Source organism: Pedobacter panaciterrae, assembly GCF_013204795.1.
Taxonomy (GTDB): Bacteria; Bacteroidota; Bacteroidia; order Sphingobacteriales; family Sphingobacteriaceae; genus Pedobacter; species Pedobacter panaciterrae.
The window spans coordinates 645,967-672,367 of record NZ_JABMKW010000017.1; the positions used below are offsets into that span (position 1 = coordinate 645,967).

The window sequence follows — 26,401 nt, forward strand, 5'->3', positions numbered from 1 at the left end:
AAAATATTTAATTAAAATGGTAAGCAAAAAACTAACTTTGTAAAGTGCAGAAAATACGCTTTTTCATTATCTTTTTCATGTTTCCTTTCTCTTTGCTAGCGCAACAGAGAACCAAGATTATTTTGAAGGATGCCAGAATAGGAAATACAGATGGAAAGAAAAACATTTCTTATCTGAAGTATCCAGTATTTATTCATGAAAATGCTACGTTAACTTGTGACAGTGCTGTTTTTTATCAAAACGACAATGTTTTTGAGGCATTTAAAAACGTCCATATTAATCAGGGAGATACCATAAATATCTACTCTGATCATTTAACATACAATGGAAATACTAAAATTGCCCACTTAACCAGTAATGTGCGTATGATCGACAAGGAGTCTGTTCTTACCACTAATGTGCTTGACTACAATATGGCCACCAAGGTTGGAACATATGTAGAAGGAGGCAAAATTGTTAATAAAGATGTGACCTTAACGAGTAAAAACGGCTACTACTTTTCTAATAGCCGAGATTCTTACTTTCGTTATAATGTTGTAGTGGTAACACCACAAAGCACAATTAAATCAGACACATTAAGGTACAATACCCTTACCAACTGGACCTATTTTTATGGCCCTACAAATATAAAAGGTAAAGAAGATAACCTATATACCGAAAATGGCGCATACAACACCAAAACTGAATATGCTTATTTTGGCAAGAAGAACTTATACACCAATGGGACTAAATCTTTAAAAGGAGATAGTTTATACTATGATGGTATAGCAGGATATGGTAAGGCTGTTAGGAATATCATCTTTAAAGATACTGCCGACAAAACGGTTCTTTATGGTCAATTGGGTTATTACTACAAAATAGACGAGCGTACTGTTGTAACCAAAAATGCGTATGTAGGTATGGGGACAAAAGACTCCATAACAGTAAACAACAAGTTACAGCCAGATAGCTTATGGTTGGGTTCGGATACATTAGAAACTCAAATGGTACTTCAAAAAACTTTGAAGTTAATTGAATCACCGGTACTCAAACAAAACAATGAATTGGGTGATCCTGAGAAACCACAGAAGAAAGGTGAATCACAAGCACCCGGTATGACGGCCGAGGAAATTGGAATAGCAAAGAAATCGGAGAAAAAAGAAGCAAAAGAAAAAGCGAAAACTGCTAAAAGAGATAACAAAAATACAAAACCTGTTGATTCTACGGCAATTAAAGCAGCTAAAGATAGCCTGCTAGCAAAGGTTTCCTTACCCAAGGATAGCCTTTCTAAGGATAGTATTGCTCAAAAGAAACCCGATACTTCATTAATTAAGGATTCTTTAAATGCGGCAAAAGACCCAGTTAAACCTATAAAGGCAGCGATTTCAGGTAAAAAACCTGATAGTCTAAGTAAAAAAGCCGATAGCCTGGCAAAATCAGGAAATGTAGTGAAGAAGATTAACGCGGCCATTAAAACCACGGATAGTTTAGTAAAGAAAAATATTAAGGATTCAATACCACCTAACCCTTTGGATACGGTAAAAACACGTTCCATTAAAGCTTATCATAATGTAAGGGTTTACAAATCCAATATGCAGGCTAAAGCAGATTCTCTATTTTATACAAGTGCCGATTCCACTTTAAGGTGGTACGGAGACCCTATTTTATGGTCGCAGAACTCTCAACAAACCGGAGACACTATTTACCTTCGCTTAAAAAACAATAAGCTTAATACGTTACAGGTAATTGATAATGCATTTCAGGTGAATGTAAATGCGGATTCCGCAAGGTTTAATCAGATAAAAGGAAAACTCATTACTGCTTTCTTTAAAGATGGAGAATTAAGCACCATGTTTGTGGATGGAAATGCAGAAAGTGTTTATTATAACAGGGGAAAAGACAGTGTATACACCGACATGAACCAAACTGTAAGCAGTAGAATAAAGATCTTGTTTAAAGACAAAGAAATAAGTCATATTCTTACTGTTAAAGAACCCGAGGGAATCAGGGTGCCTATTACTGAACTAAAAGAAGATGTTTTGTTAACAGGATTTACATGGAAACCTGAACTTAGACCGCTTTCTAAAAAGGAAGTAATAAGTGGGAAACCTAAAACAAAACCTGCTGCATCTAAAAGCCCGGCAGCAGGGGCAAAAAAACCTGGAAGCCCGACAGGCAAAGCACCCAATAAAGCTGAAGTAGCCAAAAAAGGATTAATTAAAACTGCTTCAAAAGAACTTGTTAAGGCTGCCTCCAAAATTGATTCAGCCGCAATAGATTCAGCAAAAGCTATTATTGCTCCAATTAAGAATATCTTACCCTTAAAGCCCGATACCAGTAAGAAACCTGATACTGCTAAAAAAATTACACCTGCTCCTTTAAAAAAGCAATAAGCTTTTTCATCGCAATTGCCCTGTGACTGATCTCATTCTTTTCCGTCATGCTCATTTGCGCAAAGGTCCTATCGTAGCCAATAGGCATAAATATTGGATCATAACCAAATCCTTCATCTCCTATTGGAGTTTGTGTAATGTTGCCATAAACAACCCCTTCAAAAAGATAGTTCTTATTATTTTGGTTTAAAGAAATAACGGTTTTAAAATGGGCCTTTCTATTCGTTTTACCTTCCATCTTTTTTAGTACAAGATTAAGGTTTTCAAGATCATCTCTAACTCCTGAGTACCTGGCCGAATAGATTCCAGGTTCATTGTCTAATGCCTCAATCTCCAATCCGCTATCATCAGCAAAACAATTCAACTTAAAATTATCAGTTACATAACTGCTTTTAAGCTCTGCATTCTCTGCAAATGAGTTCCCTGTTTCAGGGATATCAACATCACAGCCAATATCTTTAAGATTTAAAACTTTATATTGATTTACAAGGAGTTTACCAATTTCTTCTGTCTTATGCTTATTGTTGGTAGCAAACACCAATTCAGGTAGCATCATAGTCCCAGTTGTTTCAAACTACCCCATAATACTTTCTTTCCATTTGCATCTTCATCCAGTTTTTGGAGCGCCGAAGAAAAGATAAGCTTTACTTCTCCTTCAGTTACTACTGTGTTTTCAGGATGCTGCTTTAATCCAAGTTGCTGAGATGAAACACCAAATGCAAATACAATGACACTCGAAAAACGAGCCTTCAATTGCTCATAGCTTGCTTCTTTATACTTGGCGTAATTAAGCAACGCGAAATCACTAGCGGTTAGATTTATTGATTTTACGATCTTTCTTAACAATTCCCTACCCCTTTCATCACTAACGTCATTATGCTCATCGTATACCAAAATCAGTATATTACGGTTATTATTACCTAAAAATTTAAACTCAGGTTGTACTTTAACTAAGGGAATTATTGGTTCATTAACAATTAAAGGCTGAGCAGGTGAAGATGCTTCATCTTTTACATAAACTTGCACTTCTTCATTTAACGTCCCCTCAGGCTCTTTAACCAGGTAAATATCATCCGTAAAAAATAAACGCAGACCTTCTCCGTCAGTTGTAAGTTGGCTCACCATTAATGATAATTTTATTGAAAATCTTTTTTCTGTTAAAATTAGTTAAATATCTCATTATAGTACCTTTATTTATTACTTTTATGCCTTAAAATTTATACCATAAGTCTTTTGTGAGAAAAGTTTACTGTTCCATTATCATCAGTCTTTTTATTACCGGTGCATTTGCTCAAAATGTGGCTGTAGTTAATGGAAAACCAATAAGCAATAAAGAGTTTATGTGGGTATATAAGAAAAATCATTCCGGCAACGGAAATGCGACGGCTGAAGATTTACATGCTTATCTAACCTTATATGTAAACTTCAAACTTAAGGTTACTGAAGCCAGAGAGTTGGGTCTGGATACGGACACAGGCTATCTTGCCGAGGTAAAAAACTATGAACACGCATTGCGTACACAGAAAAGAATATCGAAAACAAAACCAGAATATCTTTTCATAATGAATGAATATAAAGAAGCGGTTTTAATGTTTAATATCTCTGAAATAAAGGTATGGAACCAGGCGCAGAATGATGAAAATCAGCTCCGCATTTTTTATGATAAAAACAAAAGCGTTTATTTGCAAAGTTCTTTTGATGAGGTTAGAGGGCAGGTAGTCACAGATTATCAGCAGGAACTGGAGAATGAATGGATAAAAGCACTAAGAAAAAAATATCCTGTAAAGATTAATCAGGACGAGATAAGAAAATTGGCTAAGCCATGAGCTTCACGCCAATAGCACAGATAATATTAGATTTGCAAAAGAATATAATTGAACAACCATAGAATGAGGAAATTTTTAGTAACAGCAAGCGGATTGATTTGTTTGTTTTTCAACGTACAGGCTCAAAAGAAAAATATAGATAAAGTTGTTGCTGTATTAGGTAATAACATCATTTTACTATCAGATTTAAATCAACAATATGCACAATACTTAAATTCAGGAAATCCTGATGATGATAAAGTAAAGTGCTATATATTGCAACAAATGCTTGCTCAGAAACTACTTAAACAACAAGCAGAAATTGACTCTGTTGTAGTTGAAGAAGCCCAGGTTGATGAGGAAGTTGAAAAACGTATGCGTTATCAGATCCAGCGCGCAGGTGGACAAGAAAGATTGGAACAGTTTTTAAATCGCTCTGTTCTTCAGTATAAAGATGAGATCAGACCTGACATTAAAGAGCAGTTGATCTCTAATAAAATGCAGCAAAAAATAACTCAGGATGTAAACATTACACCGATTGAGGTTAAACGTTATTTTGATTCTTATAAAAAAGATAGTCTTCCTGATATTCCTACTGAATTTGAAGTTGGAGAAATTGTACTTCATCCAAAACTTACAAAAGCAGAAAAGCAAAAATTCTATGATAAAATTGATGCATTAAGGTTAAGAGTGAAAAGTGGTGAGGATTTTGCATTCCTTGCTAAATCTTATTCTGAAGATACAGGTTCAGCTGCTGAGGGTGGTGACCTTGGATTCTTCGATCGTACCAGAATGGTGAAAGAATTTACAGCTTGGGCATTTAAATTAAAACCAGGTGAAATGTCGCCGGTATTTGAATCAGAACACGGCTTCCATATTCTTCAGGTTATTGAACGCCGCGGAGAACAGGTTCAGGCACGCCATATTCTTATACGTCCGGAAACTACACCGGCCAGCTTAGAAAGAACTAAATTACAAGCCGATACCATTTACAAAAATATCGTAGAGAAAAAACTTCCATTCTCTACCGCTGCTTCATTATATTCTGATAACAAGGAATCTCAATATAATGGTGGTATGATATTATATGCAGATAACGTTACTGCCAGAACTACATTTATCCCAGCGGATAAACTAGATCCAAAAGTATTTGTTGTTGTTGACACAATGAAAGTAGGCGAAGTTTCTCAGCCTGTTTCTTTCACAGATCCAGATGGCAAACAAGGATATAAGATTCTTTATTTAAAATCTAAAATCCCGCCACATAAAGGAAACCTGGAACAGGATTATTCTAAATTCAAAGAGAAAGCACAACAGGATAAAATCGATAGAATGCTAAGTGAATGGTTCGAAAAAAGAAGAGAAAACACTTACATCAGAATTGACGAAGATTATGATGATTGTGATGAATTGAAAATTTGGACTAAAAATTCAACTGCTAAAAAATAACGCGTATGCAGTTTGAAAATGATATAAAGGCAGTAGATGCGTTGCATCAAGCTTATAATAACATTAGAACCGAAATAGGGAAAGTTGTTATAGGTCAGGAAGAGGTGGTAAAATCTGTTTTGATTTCCATCTTCAGTAATGGTCATTGCTTACTGGTTGGCGTTCCAGGGCTTGCCAAAACGTTGCTTGTTCAAACTGTTGCAGACGTAATGGATCTTAACTTTAACAGGATTCAATTTACCCCAGATCTAATGCCCAGCGATATTATCGGTGCGGAAATATTAGGTGAAGACAGAAATTTTAAATTCATAACCGGACCTATATTTTCAAATATAGTTCTTGCAGACGAAATCAATAGAACGCCACCAAAAACTCAGGCAGCTCTTCTTGAGGCAATGCAAGAGAAGGCTGTCACAGCAGCGGGACAAAGGCATGTATTACCAAATCCATTCTTTGTGCTGGCTACTCAGAACCCTATTGAGCAAGAAGGCACATACCCTTTGCCTGAGGCTCAACTAGATCGATTCATGTTCAATGTTCTACTCAGCTATCCTACATTCGCTGATGAGCTTACAATAGTAAAGAACACGACCAGCAACAACGACGTTAAGCTTAAAAAGATAATAGACGCCAAACAGATTCAGTATTTCCAAAAATTAGTAAGAAATATTCCTGTTGCAGACAATGTAATCGAATATGCCGTAAAGCTGGCAAGTAAGACCCGTCCTCATACAGCCTTGGCTACTGAAGATATTAATAAATATATAAGCTGGGGCGCAGGCCCAAGGGCATCCCAATTCCTTGTTATCGGAGCAAAATGTCACGCCGCGATATCGGGGAAGTATTCACCGGATATTGAGGATGTTCAGGCTGTTGCTGAAGCTATTTTACGCCACCGTATTGTGCGTAACTATAGAGCTGAGGCTGAAGGATTATCAATTGAACAGATCATTAAAAACCTGTTTTAGGTTAATTTTCTTCCAGTACCTTTTTATAAATATTAGGGTAATCAGTAACAACCCCATCTACGCCCAACCCGATTAGGTACTTCATATCTTTGATTGAATTTACTGTCCATGGTATAATCTTAACACCTGCCTCATGGCAGCGTTCTACCAGTCCCTTACCTACTAATACTGAATAAGGGCTATAAACAGTTGGCTTAAAGCCAAGGTCAGCTATATTCACCTCAAAATCAATCTTTTCATCAATTAGCAAAGCTGTTTTTATTTTGGGATAATTTTCGTGCAGATATTGTAGCGTTCTCACATCAAACGATTGTATGGTTACTCGTTTAGTTAGTTTCTTTTTAATCACGATCTCCATAATCAAGTCAACAAATTCTGCCGGTTCCGGATGGAACTCATTATCTCCTTTAGGAATAGTTTTGGTTTCTATGCTAAAATTAGGTTTTGGCAATTTTTTCTTTTTTGCATAACTCTCTACAGAATCTATGGTCTCTTCCAAAAGTGGTTTATAAGCTTGCATTTTTTCCTGATATGGGAATCTGCTATGTACCTTACTTCCAACATCAAATTTTTTGATATCAGCATAATCCATTTTATACATGTTATAACTCTTTTGGTTTTTGAGGGTTATAGGTTTTCCATCAGGACTAGTACTAATTTCAAAATTAAAATAGGGCTCTTGAGACAGTACTACCTTTTTATCTTTAGAAATCACCACATTCATATTTAGGGTATTAACACCCAGATCCAATGCCCTTAGCATACCAGGGATTGTATTCTCAGGCATTATTCCGCGCGCACCGCGATTACCTTGCAGATCGAATTTCTGCGCCATTGTTTGAAGAACGGTAATTAATATTGCTACTAATAGTATAATTTTTCTCATTTGCTTTACGATATAAAAGAAAAGGTTTCTTAAATCAACTCTTTAAGAAACCCTTTCGTGATAAATATGATTTATAAAATAACGCTTTCTCCCGCTACATGTTGTTAACGTTCTGCAGGTGCAAATACCATTGCAACAAGGTTCCAGTTAAAATCAGCCTGACGTTCATAAATAAATACATAGTTGAAGCTCTCTCTTAAATCAGCTTTATAATCTACTGTTGCAACACCATATGTATAGGCCAAATCACCTCCATCGGCTTTATCCACCTTTGTAGTTTTTAACGACACCTTACTCATCATGCTATTTAAAAATGCAATTGCTTTATCCTTGCCAATAATAGGTTCATAACCTGGAAACAAAACTCTTGCATCCGAATTTAAGAATCCCGCAAAAGCCGATACCCCATAAGATTTAAGGGTAGCACTTAGGGTCTTTTCTGTAGTAGCTATTATATTCGCTCCTGTTGCACGTTCTTTATCATTTAAAAACTTTGGTTTATGAAAATCCTTTGGTTCTATAAACTCTTCTGTTACCTTATTTAATGGTTTATTATGTGTTGTACCAAGGTCTAAGACAAGTTCCCATTTCCCATTAACGGCCTTCCATATTGAAAGGTATTGTCCATAAAGGGTTTCTTTTCCGGCTAAGGTAAAAGGTCCTGTGGTAAACCCCCAGTCTCCACTTCTTGATACTTTTGCGTACACTGGTGTCCAGCTTAAGTCTTTAGTATCGTCTTCAGTTGCATAAAATGTTCTGGCGTTTACAGGGTTGGGTCTGAAAACCAAGCCATCAGCGGCTGAATATGTAGTAAATGCAGTTTTTGCACCATTTTTTGCCAGGTTCGCGGCAAAATCTTTCTCTGCTTTAACAAGTGATTTAGTGCTTCCATCTGATTTTTGAGCGTAAGCACCAATCGTCATGGATGCAACAGCAATTGTATAAAGAAATTTATTCATCATCGTTTTTAAATAGTTTCTGTGCTAAGATAAGGGTTGAGTAATTTTTTCCTTTAAAAAGTAATTAACAATTACACAAAATTAGATTTTATTCCAGGTTGTTCCATCTTTACTGTCTTTCAGTTGGATACCCATGCTTTGTAAACCCAATCGTATCTTGTCTGATGTAGCATAATCTTTATTCTCCTTAGCCCCTTTTCTTATGTCTATAACGAGATCAAGAACTGAGTTTAATTCAGTGTTTGAAGTCTCTTCGTCCTTCAATCCAAAAACATCAAAAACGAAATCATTCATGAGTTTTTTTAGTTTTTCCAGCTCAACCTCAGATATGTTGCCTTTTCCATCATGAACGGTATTAATAATACGTACTGCTTCAAATAACTCCGCAATAACAACCGGACTATTAAAATCATCGTTCATTGCTTTTACACAATTGTTAAATATTGGTTCTATCTCAAAATCACTATTTGCTGAAGGAGTTAGCTTTTCCAATAAATTCACGGCATTCATCAATCTTCTGAAACCTTTTTCAGAAGCATCCAAAGCTTCATTGGAAAAATCCAAAGTACTTCTGTAATGTGCCTGAAGGATGAAAAATTTAACCGTCATTGGGCTAAACCCTCTTTCAAGTAAAGGATGGTTTCCTGTGAATAGTTCCCCAGGTAAAAATCCATTGCCGGCACTTTTAGACATACGTGTGCCATTTACAGTAAGCATATTGGTATGCATCCAGTATTTTGCGGGTTGTTTATGACTGCAAGCCTCCGATTGTGCAATTTCATTGGTATGATGAGTAGCAGCAAGGTCCATACCGCCACCATGAATATCAAATTCATCTCCTAAGTATTTTGCACTCATAGCCGAACATTCTATATGCCAGCCCGGAAAACCAACACCCCATGGTGATGCCCAGCGCATGATTGTTTCAGGCTTAGCTTTTATCCATAACGCAAAATCTAACCTTCCATGCTTTTCGTCCTGCCCACCCAATTCTCTTGTATTGGCAAGCATATCTTCCAGATTTCTGTTGGTTAATATGGTATAATTATATTCCTCACTATATTTTTCTACATCGAAATAAACTGTACCGTTTATCTCATAAGCATAGCCGTTCTTTATGATCTCCTTAATCATTTCAATCTGCTCAATAATATGACCAGTTGCAGTAGGTTCAATACTTGGAGATAGTGTATTAAACATCCTTAATACATCATGGAAACCCAGCGTATATTTCTGAACAATCTCCATTGGTTCCAATTGTTCAAGTTTAGCTCTTTTAGCAAATTTATCATCTCCTTCATCCCTATCCCCTTCCAAATGGCCGGCATCAGTAATATTCCGTACGTAGCGTACTTTATAACCACTGTATTTCAAATATCTGAATATTAGGTCGAAAGATATAAAAGTGCGACAATTCCCTAAATGAACGTCACTATAAACAGTAGGGCCACAAACATACATTCCTACATTAGGGGCATTAAGGGGTTCAAAAAGTTCTTTCTTACGTGATAAGGTATTATAGAGCTGTAAGCCTGTATTCATTTTGCAAATGTAAAAATTTTAAGGGTTTAATCTCAAATCGCTGCGAACGGGAAAATGATCAGATAGTTTAGCATCAATAATGCGGTAATTGATCACTTTAATATCTTTAGTTGTAGCAATATAGTCAATTTGAAAATTAGGGAATTTACCGTTATATGTTCTTCCAAGGCCAGTGCCTTGTTCTTTAAAAGTATTATTTAATGATTTTGTAAGTTGCGTTACTGCGTAAGATGCTGGAGTATCATTAAAATCACCTGCAATTAAGAAAGGGGTTTTACATGTTTCCATGTGATCTTTCATAATATCAACCTGGCCACTTCTCTTAACAAAAGCATTTTTAAGAAGCGTTAAAATTCGTTTCGAAGGCACAAGATCCGCATCCATCTTTTGCGTAACCTTATCTATATAACTATAATCTTGCTTATCGAATGAAATGGACTGCAGGTGCACGTTGTAAACCCTCAGTTTTTGCTTTTTAATCATTATATCAACAAAAATACTGGCATTGCCTCCAAAATTTTCGCCGAAGACAATGGTACCTTTGTCCTTTATGGGATATTTTGAAAATATAGCTAAACCAGTCGCCTCGTAATCGTTCGCAGAAGAAGGCACAAAATAGTAGTATGGTGTTTTTAATATTCTTTTTAAGCTATCAGTGATATCATAAGGGCCTTTACGACGGGTAAAATACTCCTGAAAGCAAATGATGTCTGGATTTTCATTTCTTATAAGTTCCAGCATCTGTTGTTTCACCGATTCAATATTATCTAGCCCATAAGGTTTAAAGCTATGAACATTATAGGTCATCATTCTTACATGCTCAGGTTTCTCTTTGGCTTGTTCACCTGACTTGCCAAAGACCCCTATTGTTGCTGTTAAAGCTCCCCAGCCTACAAAAATCAATACAATCGTTCCAATCGCAAAGGTCCATCGCTTTCTAATACACCACCATGCGATCATGAAGATATTGAAGAGCAGAATAAAAGGATATGCCAAACCAAAGAAGGGAATGTATTTATATTCACGCGGATCAAATCTACCAGCTAAAAAACCAAGCACTAAAGTAATTGCCAAAACAACAGCTGCCAGGCGAACTACTTTATCAATAAATGTTGGTTTATTTTTCTTCATTAATCTATACTTTACCCCTTCTATAAGCCCTATTTAATGTTTACTGGCTTTAAATAAAGTCTCCTTTTCTTCTTTTGTTAATTTATCATATCCCGACTTAGAAATTTTATCTAAAATCGAATCTATTTCTCGTTGATCAACCGATGACTCTTTTTTCTTAATAGATGGTTTGGCTCCATTATTTTTAACCACTCTTAACTTAGGCTTTTTCTTAAAAAGATTACTCCAATCTGTTCCCTTCTGAAGTACTTTAATATATGTAAAACCTATAATCGCTCCTCCAATATGAGCAAAGCTACCACCTGCATTCGCAGAGGTGGTTCCTATTAAATCTAACACGATGTATGCTATTGCAAGATATTTCAATTTAACATCGCCAAATAACAATAACCTAATACTATAATCAGGTACTAGTGTAGCTGTTGCTACAATAATAGCCATAACTGCCGCTGATGAACCAATTATAACTTGTCCGGAAATCCCACTAATAAATACCGGAAAGATATTAAAAGCCAATGCGAACAATATGGCTCCTGCAAAGCCGCCCGCTAAATACACAAAGTGGAATTGACGCGGTTTCAGAAAATCTAAGAAGATTCTTCCAACCCAATACAACCACAACATATTAAATAGCAAATGGAGAAAACCTCCGTGAAAAAACTGATAGGTAAGGATGGTATAAAACCTTACAGGAAGCTTTGCTAATGAAGCAGGAAAACCAAAGTACTCTCCTATTATTGCATCGAAATTAACACCATTGCCCGAAAGAAAAAACGGAACATTTATGATCGCGACAATTACAAAAACAAACGTATTTATACCTATATATAAATACGAAGGATTGCCTGAGTGAAATACTTTGTTCTTTAAATCCTGAAATACACTGTTATTCATAATATCTATAGAATCTATTATTGTCCTTATCTTTCCAAAGCTTAACTAAAATAAAACCTAGCAGTGCACCTCCTAAGTGTGCATAATGGGCTATTGAATCTCCTGGAATTTTTGCCACTCCAAGGGACAACTCCATAATGATGTAAACTGGAATAATGTATTTTGCCTTTACTGGAATCGGGATAAACATAATGTACAGTTCGGTATTTGGATATAACATTCCAAAGGCAACAAGAAGCCCAAAGATAGCACCCGAAGCACCGACCATTGGTCCACCATATATGCCCAGAAGCATGTTGGCTTGTTGTTCTGACAATCCCGCAATGTTTATGTTTCCTTGAATATATCCGCCATTTATACTGAGGTCCGTAATTGGATTATTCATGACGGAACCTGTAATGTGATATACTTCATACGCTTGAACAGCCATTTGCAGAGCAACTGCCCCAAGTGCCGTTATGAGGTAAAAGTTAATAAAACGTTTCGCTCCCCACCTGCTCTCTATAACACCACCAAAGGTGAATAAGGCAAACATGTTAAAGAAAATATGCATAAAATCCCCATGCATAAACATATAGGTGATCAACTGCCAGCCTCTGAACAACTCTGAATCAAAATAAAATACCCCAAATAAGGAGGTTAGATTAATAGATGTTAAAATATACTTAGCAGCAAAGAAAATTATATTGATAATCAACAGGTTCTTTACAACAGGTGGTATATGGATGTTATTCATTCTTTATTATTTATCAAATTTTTTATCAAGTTCTGTTAGTCCAATTGTTTGAATAACCGGCTTTCCACTTATGCTAAAGTTAGGAGTTTTACACGCAAAAAGCTGCTCAATAAGCATATTCATTTCTGCTTGCCCTAATACTGTTCCACTTTTGATAGCACTGTTTCTTGCCATACTTCGTGCCAATGCATCTCTTTTATCCAGCTTCAATTCCTGTTGCGAATTTTTAAACCCCTCTATCAGATGTTCGAATAATTGAGTTTCATTTATATTACTGCTTCCAAGATCAACAGGAATCCCTTCAATAACTAACGTATTTTTACCAAATTCTCTTACCTCAAAACCCAAACTTTTTATGTCATCAAGTAAACTTTTTGCCAACTCATAATCATTAGGGCTTAAAGTAACCGTTTGCGGGAATAAGCTTTGCTGTGATGCCCCTTTTCTATCTTCAAGATGCAAAATAAAACGTTCATACAAAACCCTTTCGTGTGCTGACTGCTGATCTATTAGCATAAGACCAGATTTAATCTGCGATATAATATAGCGGTTATGAAGCTGCATCAGTTGCTTCTGCACAGGAACAAATTGATCATCGCCCTCATTACCAGGCAAATCAAGAGACGACTGCTGAGCAGGATTGTGATTTGCGATTTCATAAAGAGAACCCCAATTTTTTGTACTTGTCGGCATTTTACCACCTCCCGATCCATAGCTTTTAGGAAAACTTGCGTAAGAAGAATCCTGACTATAGGATGAATCTCTTGCTGCCGGTTTATCTGCCGCAAAAGGGTTAAAATCAGGATTAAAGCTAATGCTCGGTGGTACTATTTCTTCGGGCGCTTTATGGGTTATCATACTGCTAAATCCGGTTTCCTGATCAAAATCTATGGTTGGACTTATGTTAAACCGCCCTAATGATCTTTTTACAGCAGAGTGCAAAATCGCATATATCGACTTCTCATCCAGGTATTTAATTTCTGTTTTTGTAGGGTGCACATTCACATCAATCTTTGAAGGATCGATGTCAATAAATAACACATACAAAGGGAAGTTATCATCCGGTAATAATTCTTCATAAGCCCTGTTCACCGCATGATTAAGGTAAGCATCCTTAATAAACCTATTATTTACAAAAAAGAATTGCTCACCGCGTGTCTTTTTAGCAAACTCGGGTTTACCTATAAATCCTTTTAAGTTAATGATAGAGGTTTCCTCTTCAACAGGGATTAACCGTTCATTATAATTATTACCAAATAAATGAACTATTCTTTGTTTTAAAGCAGAAGCTGGCAGTCTATAAATTTCAACGCCGTCATGATGAAGGCTAAAAGCAATACCTGGATTTGCCATTGCTACCCGTTGAAACTCATCAATAATATGACGCATTTCTGCCGGATTACTTTTTAAGAAATTCCTTCTGGCGGGTGTATTATAGAATAGGTTTTTTATACTGATACTTGTTCCCTCAGCCGAAGCCACTGGTTCCTGCTTAATAAAGGTGGCACCTTCAATCTCAATTAAAGTCCCTATTTCATCTTCATGCTTGCGGGTTTTCATTTCAACTTGTGCAATGGCCGCAATAGATGCCATTGCTTCCCCTCTGAAGCCCATGGTCCTGATCGCAAAAAGATCTTCGGCTTTACGTACTTTTGAGGTAGCATGACGCTCAAAGCACATACGGGCATCTGTAACGCTCATCCCGCACCCGTTATCTATAACTTGTATCAATGCCTTTCCGGCATCTTTAACAATCAATTGGATTTTATTAGCTCCCGCGTCTATAGCGTTCTCTAATAGCTCTTTTACTGCCGATGCCGGGCGCTGCACCACCTCTCCTGCTGCAATTTGATTGGCAACACTATCGGGTAAAAGTTTTATTATATCTGACATTTATATTCCTTGGTAAAGGTTGCTAATTTATGCAAAATAAGCCTCATATCGGCTCTTCTTTTCAGATAATTGATGAGCATTGACCAGATATTACCATAAAATTACCATTATATTTACATCGCGATCCGCGCATCAAAAAGTTAAAAATTACGTTTGTAAGAACAAAACTACATTAAGGGAGAAAATACACCTATGAGAAAAAATAACCTGGCAGGTATCATTGCAATTAGTTTCCTCGCCCTATTTACATTCACAGCCTGTGCTCAGGACCATAAACAAAACGAACAAACACTTGCTATTTTAAATAGTATCGAGAGCAACACAACCCTCTTAAATAACCATGAAAATGTAATCCCCCTGCTAAATCTTGACAAAAAAAATATAGCATCTGTTAACCTCGGATTTGCCAGTCAAATTATATTTGACAGTCTTTTAAATAAATACGCCAAAATTACCTCACTCTCTTCTGCCAATTATCAGAATTCAGCCGCTTTAAACGACCTCGAAGATGATCTGAAATATTTCAATATCGTTATTATTTCTCTTCCGTCCGCAGCAGCTAATGACGCCCGTAACATTAATTTCATTCAAAGTTTAAGCAGTAACAAACAAGTTATTGTTTCTTTATTCGGGGATGGACGAGCCCTTTCTTCCCTTGATGCAATTAAAGCCCCAATTGTGTGGACTGATCAAAGCACACCTTTGGCAGCTGCTATTACACCTCAGGTAATTTTTGGAGGAATTGGTGTTACCAAAAAGCTTACCGCCAACTTTTCAGCCAAGTACACTGCAAACTCAGGATTCACGACCCTTCCAATCCGTTTAAAATATACACTCCCGGAAGATGCGGGTATAAATACTGATAACTTAAGAGAGATTGACAATATTGCCAGTGAAGCTATTAATGCACGGGCTACTCCGGGGCTTGTAGTATTGGTAGCTAAAGATGGGAAAGTGGTTTTCAATAAAGGTTACGGGACACACACTTATGATGACAAAAGCACGGATAAGGTTACCGACATATTTGATCTGGCCTCTATAACCAAAATTACAGCAACTACTCCAACTGTAATGCGCCTGTTTGAAGAAAAAAAGCTTAAACTGGATACAAATATAGGAGCCTATATCCCTAAGGCCAGAACAACGCCAATGAACAACATCCAGGTAAGAGAGGTTATGCTTCATCAGGCAGGGTTCATTCCATATATTCCATTCCATGATGCCATCAAACCCACTGATCATAGTCCAGATTCTTCGGCTGCCTATCCAACAAAAGTGGCCGATGGATATTATGTAAGAAAGGATTATTTTAAAGACATAATGTGGCCTAAAATGTTAAATGCCCCAATCAGAACCAGAGGCAAATACGTATACAGTGATATTAGCATGTATGTAATGAAGGATATTGTAGAGCGCATCAGCGGAAAACCGCTAAACGAATACGTTAGCGAGAATTTCTATCAACCCCTCGGCATGCAAACAGCAGGTTTTCTACCTCGAAACAGATTCAGCAGAGAGCAAATCATCCCAACTGAGAACGACACTTATTTCAGAAAAACCTTATTAGTAGGATATGTTCATGATCAGGGGGCGGCATTAGTTGGTGGCGTGTCAGGACACGCAGGTTTATTTGCAAGTTCAAATGATATGGCTATTATGTACCAAATGCTGCTTAACAAAGGCACCTATGGAGGTCAGCAGTATTTTAAACCTGAAACAGTAGATATGTTTACTCAAAGACAATCAGCAGTTAGCAGACGCGGATTAGGATTTGATAGATGGGATCCGGATTTGACAAAGAAATACCCTTCAGAACTTGCATCCTCACAAACTTATGGACATACAGGTTACACCGGTACGTGTGTATGGGTTGATCCATCAAGAGGCCTTGTTTACATATTTCTTTCAAACAGAGTAAACCCTTCTGTAACCGATAAACTAAGCACAATGAAAATCAGAGGAAGAATTGAGGATGCAATAATTAAGGCGGTTGACAAGGGCGTAAAATAGCCAACTAACCTTCTGAATCTCAAATAAATGTATAAATCACTACACAACTTTGTACATTTAAATACCACAGCTCATATAGAGGCGTTTTTTTCGTAAATTAGGTATAACCTAAAATCATATAGTTATGAAAAAAGTATCAATTATTGCGGTTCTGCTAATGCTTATCGCAGTAGGCAGAGCCCCAGCTCAGGACGACGCCATGATGAAAGCCTGGGAGGCCTACATGACACCCGGTGATGTACATAAAATGATGGCCAAAGATGATGGCACATGGAATGCAGAGGTAAGCATGTGGATGAGCCCCGATGCCCCGCCAGCAAAAAGTACAGGCTCTTGCACAAACACCATGATCATGGGTGGACGTTATCAGCAGTCGGCCTTTAAAGGAACCATGATGGGAAAGCCTTTTGAAGGTATGGGACTTATGGGATATGATAATGCAAAAAAAACATTTGTTAGTTCCTGGGTCGATAATATGGGCACTGGAATTATGAATATGGAAGGAACATGGGATGAGGCTACAAAGTCTATTACGCTTAAAGGAAAAACTGCTGATCCAATGACAGGCAAGGACCTGGATGTTCGAGAAGTATATAAAGTAATTGACGATAAAAACCATCTGATGGAAATGTACATGACCACTGATGGCAAGGAAATGAAAACCATGGAGATTAAATTTACCAGAAAATAAGAATTTAATCCGGGTGATATTCCACAATAAGGGCCGGTTTTGCTTTGAAAGATTGCAAAACCGGCCCTTATTGTGGAATATCTAATTTATTTTTTTAATCCAATTTCTCTCAATCTTTCATCAAGATACTCCCCCGCAGTCATGTCATCATAAACCTTGGGATGCTCAGCATCTATGCAGGATTCCAGACTTGTTAAATCCATATCAGAACGAGGATGCAAAAAGAAAGGAACCGAAAACCGCGAAGTTTTCATCAGTTCTCTTGGAGGATTTACAACCCTATGTGTTGTAGAACGAAGTTTATTGTTTGTTAACCTTTGCAGCATATCTCCTACATTTACCACAATATCAGTATGGCCAGCTTTAATAGGCAGCCATTCGTCACTGCGTGTTAACACCTCCAGACCATCTGCACTTGCCCCAATCAACAAAGTGATAAGGTTTATATCTTCATGAGCACCTGCACGAACTGCATCATCCGGTAAAGCATCCGGATCCTGAATAGGAAAATAATGAATTCCTCTTAAAATTGAATTACCATTATGAACATGCTTATCAAAATAATCTATTGGAAGCCCTAGATAAGTAGCAATTGCACGCAACAAATGCTTTCCATTCCCCTCCAGACGCTGGTAGATCTCTCTTGTAACTTCATTAAATTCCGGGATCTCTTCAAGATACTCATTATCCGGATATTGACTTTTAATAGGATCACCATCCATAACCTCCTGTCCAATTTGCCAGAATTCTTTTAAGTCAGCTGTTTTAGCTCCTTTTGCTGTTTCTTTACCGGCGCTGGTATAACCACGTTGACCAGCAAGTTCAACTCTTTCATATTTTTTCTTTTGCTCAACAGAAAGATTAAACATAGATTGTATATTCTTATACAGCTTTTCGATTAATTCCTGACTTACCCCATGATTAGTGATGGTTACAAAACCAGAATCATTAAATGCCCTGCCCAATTCGTCAGAGAATTTTTTACGCTGTTCTTCATTTCCATTGATGTATGAACCAAGGTCCAGACAAGGAATATAAGGTGTTGACATAGTGATTTATTTTTATGAGTAATAACAATCTAATTTAAGAAACAATTGTTAATAAACAGTAAAGGCACATCGGCAACACATATAACATTCTGCAAGTAAATACCTTAAGTTATTCACAAGATCAAGGACAAAATAAGATTATCAGGTAATTGTAAACTTAGAATCAAATCAAATTAATTAAAAACTATGTACCTTCCTGCTACGTAATTTTACATGAAAGATGATTTTCAAAATTGTATTCGAATTATGAGAAATATATTAATTATGGCTATAATCCTTTTGTCGGCAGGCGGTGCCAATGCGCAATCTAAAGGCCTGCAAAAAGCGACATTTGGTATGGGATGCTTTTGGTGCTCAGAAGCGCTATTTCAGCGTTTAAATGGAGTTACAAATGTTAAATCAGGATTTGAAGGGGGTAATGTTGCTAATCCATCATACGAAGATGTATGTACCGGAGCTACTGGTCATGCTGAAGTAATTGAGGTCACTTATGATCCTGCTAAAATAAAATACGATGAACTTCTTGAAGTATTTTGGAAAAGTCATGATCCAACTACCTTAAATCGGCAGGGCGCAGATGTTGGCACTCAATATCGCTCAGTTGTCTTTTATCATAATGAAGAGCAAAAAGCGCTGGCAGAAAAATATAAAAAGGAATTGAATGATACCAAAGCCTTTGGCAAGCCAGTTGTAACAGCTATCAATAAGGCATCTACATTTTATGTAGCAGATGGATATCACCAGGATTATTTTAATAAAAATGGGAATCAACCGTACTGCCGTCTTGTAATTTTACCAAAGGTGGAAAAACTCGAAAAGATATTTAAAGCAAAGCTGAAACATTAAAAAGCTTTTTCTAATAATTGAGGAGAGTGTCCAAAATGTAAGGTCGACATGACGGCAGAATGTCGACCTTACACTGGAATATAGTAATACTATATTCCAATTTTAAGTCCAACGTTTAACCCTAATCCACCAATGTTAATATACGAGCGTAAATCATCTGAAGGTTTAGTAGGATCATAATTAGGCTGTCCTTTAACATTCATTGTAGAATTAATGGTTTTATGATAGTTAACCTCTCTATCTCCTTTTGGTTGATCCTCTAGCGTCAGTTGTTTTGACCCCGCCGGAGTGTTTGTGGCATTAACAACTACAGTTGCTGTTCCATCGTAACTTCTAAGTTCTTTATCTTTACCGCCAACCGAAATATTACGATACTCTATTTCTGAGAATAAACTTATATTATTTCCAATCTTATAATCAAATCCTAAAGCGCTTTGAAATCCTATTGTTGGTTTCGGATTGATGTGCTCTTCTCTTGCCAGAACAAGAGTTGTACGAGTACCCGGAGGAGACACCGTTCCTTGAGAAGCTGCAATCTGACCAGTCTGATCATTAACTGAAGTATTGATTTGTAAATATCCTCCAACAGGAATGATCACCCCAATTTTACTATATGGCTGGAATTTCCCTGTATTCGGAATTCGGAAAACTAATGCTGGTGTTACGTCAAATGCTTTTACTTTACCCACAGCATGCAGACTTAACACATTTGTTCCGTTATTTATTACCGTTTGCCTCAGCATATCCTGCTCTTCACTCTTAAAATAATTAACTCCCACTTCCAGACCAATAATTTTATTAAACTGATAACCGCCAACCAGACCTGCCCTAAAACCTTGTCCAAAAGACCCTGTCAATGCTGTTTCTGAGGTTGTTGTCGTTGCACTTGCACCAGTTCCGGTAACGGTTGTTGTTTTGTCTCTTGCTAATTGCCCGTTTATTGCTGGAAACTCAACAGGAGTAACTTTCATAAAGTAACTACCCGTCGGTTTAATGTAAAAGCCTTTTTCTTGTGCTAATGAAGACAGAGAGGCAGTGGCTAGTAATACTGCTGATAGAAGTAACTTTTTCATAGTAGATTAAATTTGGTATATGCATTCACTTTTATCTATGCATGCATAGTAATTAACGTATGAAACCAGAAAAAAGTTTGTTATCATTTTAAAGTCATAAGCTTCAGTATTTTTTTTTGTTTTGACTAACGTAACTACATTTGCTAACACTGTTATTTTTAAAGCTCATGTTAGAGTTAAAAATAAGTGCTAAACGATAAAAAAATAAACTAAGATTTTCAATATGAGCTCAATAGAAGCCTTAAACTGGCGATATGCCACAAAAAAAATGAATGGTGAAAAAGTTTCACAAGATAAAGTTGATCAGATTCTTACAGCCGCACATTTAGCTCCAACATCGTCAGGCTTACAACCATTTAAAATTATTGTAGTTACCAACCCTGAACTAAAAGAAAAAATTAAGGCCGTAGCTTACGGACAATCTCAGATTACTGATTGTTCTCACTTATTAATCTTTGCTGCCTGGGACAATTACACCGAAGAACGTATCAAAGCGGTTTTTAACCATACCAATAATGAGCGCGGATTACCTGAGTCAGCAACTGCTGACTATGTAAATAAACTGATAGGTATCTATACCTCAAGAACCGAAGAAGAAAACTTTAACCATGCAGCCAAACAATCATACATTGGCTTTGGAGTTGCTTTAACCGAAGCTGCTTTTCTAAAAGTTGACGCTACTCCAATGGAAGGCTTTGACCCTGCAGAACTTGATGAATTATTAGGTTTAAGAGAACGGGGATTACGTAGTACGACCTTACTTCCATTAGGATATAGAGATGCCGGTGGCGATTGGTTAGTAAACCTTAAAAAGGTTCGTACCCCCTTACAAGATTTTGTAATTGAATTCAAATAACATAGTTAAGTTGCGGAATTAGATTCAGCGTAACAAAAAAATTAAGGAGATCCTGAAACCATATTCAGGGTCTTTTTTTTGTCTTAATACCCAGTATTAAATAGCAATGATATGTCAAAATATGTTAAAGATGCACTGTAACTAACCTATTCAATTCATAAATGAATATATTAGCATGATTAACAGCATACCATTTTGATGAGATTCGTAAAATTTGTAATTGCCCTAATATTATTTTCAACTGCACTGCAGCTTTCTTCATATGCACAGCAAGACAGTATTGTTTTAGATAACATCATGAATAAATCTAAAAAACTTGCGGAAGAACGTCCGACAGAAAGGGTTTATGTTCATTTTGATAAACCTTATTATAGCGTAGCTGATACCATATGGTTTAAAACGTATTTAACAATGGAACAAAATCTTCCTTCCATACTAAGTAAAATCGTTTATGTTGATGTAATAAACAGTAGGGATTCTTTAGTTCAAACCATAAAACTACCCGTTGTAAAAGGAGTGGCCGCTGGGAATATACCTCTCACCCCTGGTACTTATAAACAAGGAAACTATTATATAAAAGCATATACTTTATGGATGCTAAACTTTGGAGAAGACTTTTTCTTTAGCAAAACCATCCCTGTAGGTGAGGCAATTGATAAACAATTGATTACTCATTTTAGCTATAAAACTACTCAGACGGATAAAAACCAAAACATTGAAGCAATAGTCCAATTCAAAAACAGTGAGAACATTGCTCAGGCAAATAAAACAGTAAACTGGAAGGTAACTTCTAATTTTGATGTGGTTAGTAAAGGCAAAGGCACAACCGACCAGAATGGGATTTTAAGGATAAAGATTGATTCCCGTAAAGAACCTATTACAAGTGGCGAACTTATAACCGACATGACTTTAAGCGAAACGAATATAGTTACTTCGAACTTTAAGCTTAAACCAGCTAAAAGTGACAACGATGTTCAATTTTTCCCGGAAGGTGGAGATTTAATTAACGGCGTAGCCACAAGAATTGCTTTTAAGGCCATCAACGGATCTGGACTTGGTGTTGAATTAAAGGGTACAATTACCGACAATGGAGGCAATACGCTTACCAACTTTACTTCAAGCCATTTAGGTATGGGCTCCTTTTATCTGAATCCAGAGAATAATAAAGTCTATACAGCAAATGTTACGTTTAAAGACGGTACCACCAAGAGCATTGAATTGCCAAAGCCAGTTGCTTCGGGCATTACACTTCAGGTAAGCAATACAGATCCATTAGCTTTAGGCATCAAAATATTTGCCAACGAAACATATTTTGAAGCGAACAAAGGAAAAATGGTATTTATTGTAGGATCCAATGGTGGAATTGTTTACTACGCAGCAAAAACCAAGTTAAATAGCCTGGTTACAAATGCCAAAATTCCGAAAGACAAATTCCCGGCAGGCATTACTCAAATTACGCTTTTCTCTGAAGCAGGTGATCCAGTTAGTGAGAGATTAGCATTCAATTATCCAAAAAGTACCATAAGCGTATCCTTAAAAACTGATTTAGCAGCCTATAAACCCAGACAAAAGGTAAAAATGACCGTAACAGCAAAGAACGGCGCAGTACCTATTGAAGGAAATTATTCTATTTCTGTTACCGATGACCAAAAAGTTCCTGTTAATGAAGATAATGAAATAACTATTTTAAGCTCACTGTTATTAACCTCTGATTTAAAAGGCTACATTGAAAAACCAAACTATTATTTCAATAAGCCGGATGAGAAAAAGATAAGTGATCTGGATGTACTTATGCTTACGCAAGGTTATCGCCGTTTTAATTTTAAAGATATCATGACCGCGCCGTTCCCACCGCTTACCTTATTGCCTGAACAGGATATGAGAATCACAGGTACATTAAGAGATCGTACGGGTATGCCTGTTAGAAAAGGTGCATTAAGACTAACTGTCACAGGAAGTAAATATTCTGCAGAGGCATTAACCAATAACACAGGTGTATTTGCGTTCCCTAACCTTAACATCCCAGATTCATCAGAAGTAGTAATAAATGCAAAATATAACGCCAATGGCTCAAGCTTAATGATATTGCTTGATGGACAAATGGCCCCTCCTGTTTCCAAAAATCCTAAACAGATTGATGAGGTTGTTAATATAGACAGCGCGTTAGCGCCCTATTTAAATAACAGTAAAAAGCAGTATAGCTACCTCCGCACACTTAAAGAGGTAAAAATTGAGGGTGCTAAGGCCAAAAGGCCAAGCCATGCAGATTATCCATCTTTATCCGGGTTGAGCAATATTACAGGAACAACAATAGATGGTGATCGTTTTCAAGGATGTAACACATTCGCACTATGTTTGCAAACACAGGCAATGGGCCTAACATTTTTTGAGAACAATTTCTATGTAACCAGAGATTATAATCAAGGTAACAAAACACCGGTTCAAATTTTTATTAATGGTACACCTAGCGATTATTTTGCGTTAACTGCTGTTCAATCTTCTGAAGTTGAGTCTGTAGAGATATTTCCAAGGGATGAATTAGGAACAGTAAACAGACTTTATGGCACCAATGGAGTATTAGTCGTGAATATGAAAAAAGCTCCTAAAGGCACAAAAATGAGTTTAGCTGAATTTAAAAAACTTATGCCCGAAGCTAACCTGTTAAAGTTTAGCCCTAAAGGATTTAGTACACAAAGAGAATTCTATTCACCTAAATATGTAAATGCAGCCAGCACCTATAATTTTAATGATTTGCGCAGTACAATTTACTGGAACCCTAAAGTAGTTACAGATACAACAGGGGTATTATCGCTAGATTATTATAATGGTGATGGAAACGGAACCTATAGAGCTGTAATTGAAGGGGTAGACAAAGATGGAAATATATCCCGCTCCGTCTACCGCTATACGGTTAAGTAATTAGGATTATTCCCCGCTGTTTTCTGTCTCTTCGTGTTCGCATTTGATACCGGCGTCGGTCATTTTCCAAACGGTGAACTCACTGTTTGAATCATGATCACAATCCCAATAGCCATAACCATCCAGATAACGGCTAAAGTTTTTGCTTATGTTTAACCTGGTTCCAACAGGAACTTTTAATGTAAGCTCAACCTCTTGTCCGCGCCAATTACCTGCTTTAACAAATTGCAACATTGGGCTAAAGGTTAGCAAAGAATCATGTTGCAGGAAATCGTAGTGGATATTCTGCGCATTTTTTAATGCCATTTCAAAGGTTTTACCCCTCGCTTTATAATATTGGCTTAATGAGGGCTTTCCATTTTCACTTTTCTCAATATTTAACCTGATGTTTCTTGGCGCATCAAAGTTATGATCAAGATCAGTTAAAATTCTGCGTCCATTATAATTTCCTGGATCTATGCTGTAACGTAAGCTGTCTTCTTTTGTAAAGAATCTTGTTCTATCAATATTTAATGTATACGTCTGAAATGGTTTTACTTCACTCACTTGTGTAAATTCAGCACCTTCTTTAAACTCAGACCCAATTTTAACTACATAAAATGAAGTTACTGCTACTCCTGCAAGCCAGATTATCAATAGTCCAAATGAAAGTGACTTATTAACTGGTCTGCTGTTAAAAGCTACCCTAATAGAAAAAAGAACCAGCGCTAAAACCGGAATCATAAAAACCAAAAAGGCTGCAATAGCCGATGCAGTTATATACTCATGATTTATAATGTTGAGCGGGAACATCTGATAAACATTTGAATCCCACATACCTAATAAAGCTGCCAGGGCTACAATAAGGAATAAGATAATTAATGATCCAAAAGCAATAATACCAGCAGCAATAATTTTGAATATAACCTTACCGGTTCCATTAATAAAATTACCCAAAACATCAAGAAACTCAGCTATAAAGCCTCTGGACTGATGCACCAAAGGCTGCAGATAACTATTAGCAAATCCTTTTAAGTTTGCCTCCTCGCCCCTCATTGTCATTTTCTCAGCCTTAGTAACAGCCCTCGGTATCATAATCCACAATACAACGTAAGCTAATATTCCAGATCCACCCAGAAAAATTGTAGCAATAGCGATAAGTCTAACCAAGCGTGATTCTACATCAAGGTAGTGGCTCAAGCCAGAACATACACCAGCAATCATTGCCTGATCAGTATCTCGGTAAAGTTTTTTCACACTAAAATGAGGAGGGCTAGCGTACTCTTGAGTTTCCTCTTCTTCTTCTTCCGACGATTCAAAATCTTTAACTGAACCCATCTGGGCAGTAACTATCTGAACGTCCTGAATATTAATCACCTGCCTTTGCTGATTGGTCAATATTTCTGCAAACATCTCTGCAATTCTATTTTCTATATCAGTTACAATTTCAAAATCATCTGCATTCTTCGCGAAATGCTGTTTTACTTCATTTAAGTAAACTGTAAGCATTTCATAGGCGTCCTCTTCTATATGAATGATGGAGTTGCCAATATTTATGTTGAGTGTCTTCTTCATTACTTATTAATATTTATTTGGTCGTTGGTATCATTATCTGCAACTTTCTTTGAAGTATTTATTGCGTACGACAGTTCCTGCCACGTAGCGTCGAGTTGGCTAAGTATAGATTTGCCTTTTTCTGTAAGCAAATAGTATTTTCTGGGTGGACCAGAGGTAGATTCTACCCAATTATAGCTCAACAAGCCATTATTTTTTAAGCGGGTCAGCAAAGGGTACAATGTCCCCTCAACAACAAGCAATCTTGCTGATTTCAACTCAGCTATAATATCCGAGGCGTAAATTTCACCTCTGGATATGATAAGAAGCACACAGTATTCCAGTATGCCCTTTCGCATTTGCGTTTGCGTATTTTCTGCTATCATAATACAAAGTTATATGTTTTATATAGTAATATGCAATACATAGTACTATATAAAAACAAATTTAAGGTACATCTTTCTGATTTACAGATAAATAATTTTAAAACGAAGAGTAGAATATAACTGAAAAACGGAAAATATGAGTAGAGATATCAACCAAAAATCAAAGTTATTAACATTTTACCCTCTAAGCGCTAATTTGGCTCACAGTTTGCAATAATCAATACATCTACTTGAAAACCATCTATCTATGTTAACAAAAACTTTTTCCTTATTTAATATATTCGCCAGGCGAAAAGAGGAGGCACCCCCTAAAGAATTGACCAGAAAACAATGGATAGATGCAGATCGGATTGTAATGATCGTTCTATTTCTAAGTGTTATTATTGGCGCAATTATTTTTTCT

The 26,401-nt window shown here is 36.7% G+C and carries 22 protein-coding genes; 9 read left to right on the forward strand and 13 right to left on the reverse strand.

Annotation, left to right across the window (positions count from 1 at the left end; genetic code table 11):
• Positions 1-77: 77 nt before the first annotated feature.
• The gene (locus HQN86_RS14245) at positions 78-2,372 is read left to right on the forward strand and encodes an OstA-like protein (RefSeq protein WP_172661577.1); all 2,295 of its coding nucleotides are present in this window, start codon (positions 78-80) and stop codon (positions 2,370-2,372) included.
• On the opposite strand, the gene rdgB is transcribed toward HQN86_RS14245, so the two are convergent.
• Both rdgB and HQN86_RS14255 read right to left on the reverse strand, forming a co-directional pair.
• Positions 2,344-2,925 carry an RdgB/HAM1 family non-canonical purine NTP pyrophosphatase gene (rdgB, locus tag HQN86_RS14250; RefSeq protein WP_216854428.1) on the reverse strand — a complete coding sequence of 194 codons (582 nt, stop codon included), beginning with the start codon at positions 2,923-2,925 and terminating at the stop codon, positions 2,344-2,346. The two genes, HQN86_RS14245 and rdgB, sit on opposite strands and share 29 nt — an antisense overlap.
• Positions 2,925-3,497 carry a DNA polymerase III subunit psi gene (locus tag HQN86_RS14255; RefSeq protein WP_172661579.1) on the reverse strand — a complete coding sequence of 191 codons (573 nt, stop codon included), beginning with the start codon at positions 3,495-3,497 and terminating at the stop codon, positions 2,925-2,927. The genes rdgB and HQN86_RS14255 overlap by 1 nt, the downstream gene beginning before the upstream one ends.
• A 110-nt stretch (positions 3,498-3,607) precedes the next feature.
• On the opposite strand from HQN86_RS14255, the gene HQN86_RS14260 reads away from it, so the two are divergent.
• From HQN86_RS14260 to HQN86_RS14270, 3 genes are all read left to right on the forward strand, one after another.
• On the forward strand, positions 3,608-4,198 hold the full coding sequence (locus HQN86_RS14260) for a hypothetical protein (RefSeq protein WP_172661580.1): 591 nt from the start codon (positions 3,608-3,610) through the stop codon (positions 4,196-4,198).
• A gap of 63 nt (positions 4,199-4,261) precedes the next feature.
• On the forward strand, positions 4,262-5,626 hold the full coding sequence (locus HQN86_RS14265) for a peptidylprolyl isomerase (RefSeq protein WP_172661581.1): 1,365 nt from the start codon (positions 4,262-4,264) through the stop codon (positions 5,624-5,626).
• A 5-nt stretch (positions 5,627-5,631) separates the two neighbouring features.
• Positions 5,632-6,594, forward strand: coding sequence for an AAA family ATPase (locus tag HQN86_RS14270; protein WP_172661582.1), 963 nt, complete (start codon positions 5,632-5,634; stop codon positions 6,592-6,594).
• Position 6,595: 1 nt separating this feature from the next.
• On the opposite strand, the gene HQN86_RS14275 is transcribed toward HQN86_RS14270, so the two are convergent.
• The 7 genes from HQN86_RS14275 to mutL all read right to left on the reverse strand — a co-directional run bounded on the left by HQN86_RS14275 (position 6,596) and on the right by mutL (position 14,635).
• On the reverse strand, positions 6,596-7,480 hold the full coding sequence (locus tag HQN86_RS14275) for a glycerophosphodiester phosphodiesterase family protein (RefSeq protein ID WP_172661583.1): 885 nt from the start codon (positions 7,478-7,480) through the stop codon (positions 6,596-6,598).
• A 104-nt stretch (positions 7,481-7,584) separates the two neighbouring features.
• Positions 7,585-8,442, reverse strand: coding sequence for a nuclear transport factor 2 family protein (locus HQN86_RS14280; RefSeq protein ID WP_172661584.1), 858 nt, complete (start codon positions 8,440-8,442; stop codon positions 7,585-7,587).
• 78 nt (positions 8,443-8,520) lie between these two features.
• Complete coding sequence (gene cysS / locus HQN86_RS14285; protein WP_172661585.1) at positions 8,521-9,981, reverse strand: cysteine--tRNA ligase; 1,461 nt, start codon at positions 9,979-9,981, stop codon at positions 8,521-8,523.
• 18 nt (positions 9,982-9,999) lie between these two features.
• Positions 10,000-11,112, reverse strand: coding sequence for an endonuclease/exonuclease/phosphatase family protein (locus HQN86_RS14290; protein WP_172661586.1), 1,113 nt, complete (start codon positions 11,110-11,112; stop codon positions 10,000-10,002).
• A gap of 33 nt (positions 11,113-11,145) precedes the next feature.
• Positions 11,146-12,006 carry a rhomboid family intramembrane serine protease gene (locus HQN86_RS14295; RefSeq protein ID WP_172661587.1) on the reverse strand — a complete coding sequence of 287 codons (861 nt, stop codon included), beginning with the start codon at positions 12,004-12,006 and terminating at the stop codon, positions 11,146-11,148.
• Complete coding sequence (locus tag HQN86_RS14300) at positions 11,999-12,742, reverse strand: rhomboid family intramembrane serine protease (protein ID WP_172661588.1); 744 nt, start codon at positions 12,740-12,742, stop codon at positions 11,999-12,001. The genes HQN86_RS14295 and HQN86_RS14300 overlap by 8 nt, the downstream gene beginning before the upstream one ends.
• A gap of 6 nt (positions 12,743-12,748) precedes the next feature.
• Positions 12,749-14,635, reverse strand: a complete 1,887-nt coding sequence (gene mutL, locus HQN86_RS14305; protein WP_172661589.1) for a DNA mismatch repair endonuclease MutL — start codon at positions 14,633-14,635, stop codon at positions 12,749-12,751.
• Between the two features lie 192 nt (positions 14,636-14,827).
• On the opposite strand from mutL, the gene HQN86_RS14310 reads away from it, so the two are divergent.
• Both HQN86_RS14310 and HQN86_RS14315 read left to right on the forward strand, forming a co-directional pair.
• Positions 14,828-16,645: a serine hydrolase domain-containing protein gene (locus tag HQN86_RS14310; protein WP_172661590.1), complete on the forward strand. Its 1,818-nt coding sequence runs from the start codon at positions 14,828-14,830 to the stop codon at positions 16,643-16,645.
• A 124-nt stretch (positions 16,646-16,769) separates the two neighbouring features.
• On the forward strand, positions 16,770-17,336 hold the full coding sequence (locus HQN86_RS14315) for a DUF1579 domain-containing protein (protein WP_172661591.1): 567 nt from the start codon (positions 16,770-16,772) through the stop codon (positions 17,334-17,336).
• A gap of 86 nt (positions 17,337-17,422) precedes the next feature.
• On the opposite strand, the gene HQN86_RS14320 is transcribed toward HQN86_RS14315, so the two are convergent.
• Positions 17,423-18,385, reverse strand: a complete 963-nt coding sequence (locus HQN86_RS14320; protein WP_172661592.1) for an isopenicillin N synthase family dioxygenase — start codon at positions 18,383-18,385, stop codon at positions 17,423-17,425.
• A 246-nt stretch (positions 18,386-18,631) separates the two neighbouring features.
• Here HQN86_RS14320 and msrA point away from each other — a divergent pair, with 246 nt between their 5' ends.
• Positions 18,632-19,231 (forward strand): peptide-methionine (S)-S-oxide reductase MsrA, encoded by a 600-nt coding sequence (gene msrA, locus HQN86_RS14325; RefSeq protein WP_172661878.1) that lies wholly within the window; start codon positions 18,632-18,634, stop codon positions 19,229-19,231.
• An 89-nt stretch (positions 19,232-19,320) separates the two neighbouring features.
• Here the strand turns inward: msrA and HQN86_RS14330 are convergent, their stop codons facing one another.
• Positions 19,321-20,304, reverse strand: coding sequence for an outer membrane beta-barrel protein (locus tag HQN86_RS14330; protein WP_172661593.1), 984 nt, complete (start codon positions 20,302-20,304; stop codon positions 19,321-19,323).
• Between the two features lie 223 nt (positions 20,305-20,527).
• Here HQN86_RS14330 and HQN86_RS14335 point away from each other — a divergent pair, with 223 nt between their 5' ends.
• Together HQN86_RS14335 and HQN86_RS14340 are read left to right on the forward strand one after the other, a co-directional pair.
• Complete coding sequence (locus HQN86_RS14335; protein ID WP_172661594.1) at positions 20,528-21,160, forward strand: NAD(P)H-dependent oxidoreductase; 633 nt, start codon at positions 20,528-20,530, stop codon at positions 21,158-21,160.
• Positions 21,161-21,358: 198 nt separating this feature from the next.
• Positions 21,359-24,079, forward strand: a complete 2,721-nt coding sequence (locus HQN86_RS14340; protein ID WP_172661595.1) for a carboxypeptidase-like regulatory domain-containing protein — start codon at positions 21,359-21,361, stop codon at positions 24,077-24,079.
• 6 nt (positions 24,080-24,085) lie between these two features.
• On the opposite strand, the gene HQN86_RS14345 is transcribed toward HQN86_RS14340, so the two are convergent.
• Together HQN86_RS14345 and HQN86_RS14350 are read right to left on the reverse strand one after the other, a co-directional pair.
• A complete protein-coding gene (locus tag HQN86_RS14345) occupies positions 24,086-25,633 on the reverse strand; it encodes a PspC domain-containing protein (RefSeq protein WP_172661596.1) in 1,548 nt (515 codons plus the stop codon).
• Complete coding sequence (locus HQN86_RS14350; RefSeq protein WP_048907523.1) at positions 25,633-25,998, reverse strand: PadR family transcriptional regulator; 366 nt, start codon at positions 25,996-25,998, stop codon at positions 25,633-25,635. Before HQN86_RS14350 ends, HQN86_RS14345 begins: the two co-directional genes overlap by 1 nt.
• Positions 25,999-26,401 lie beyond the last annotated feature (403 nt).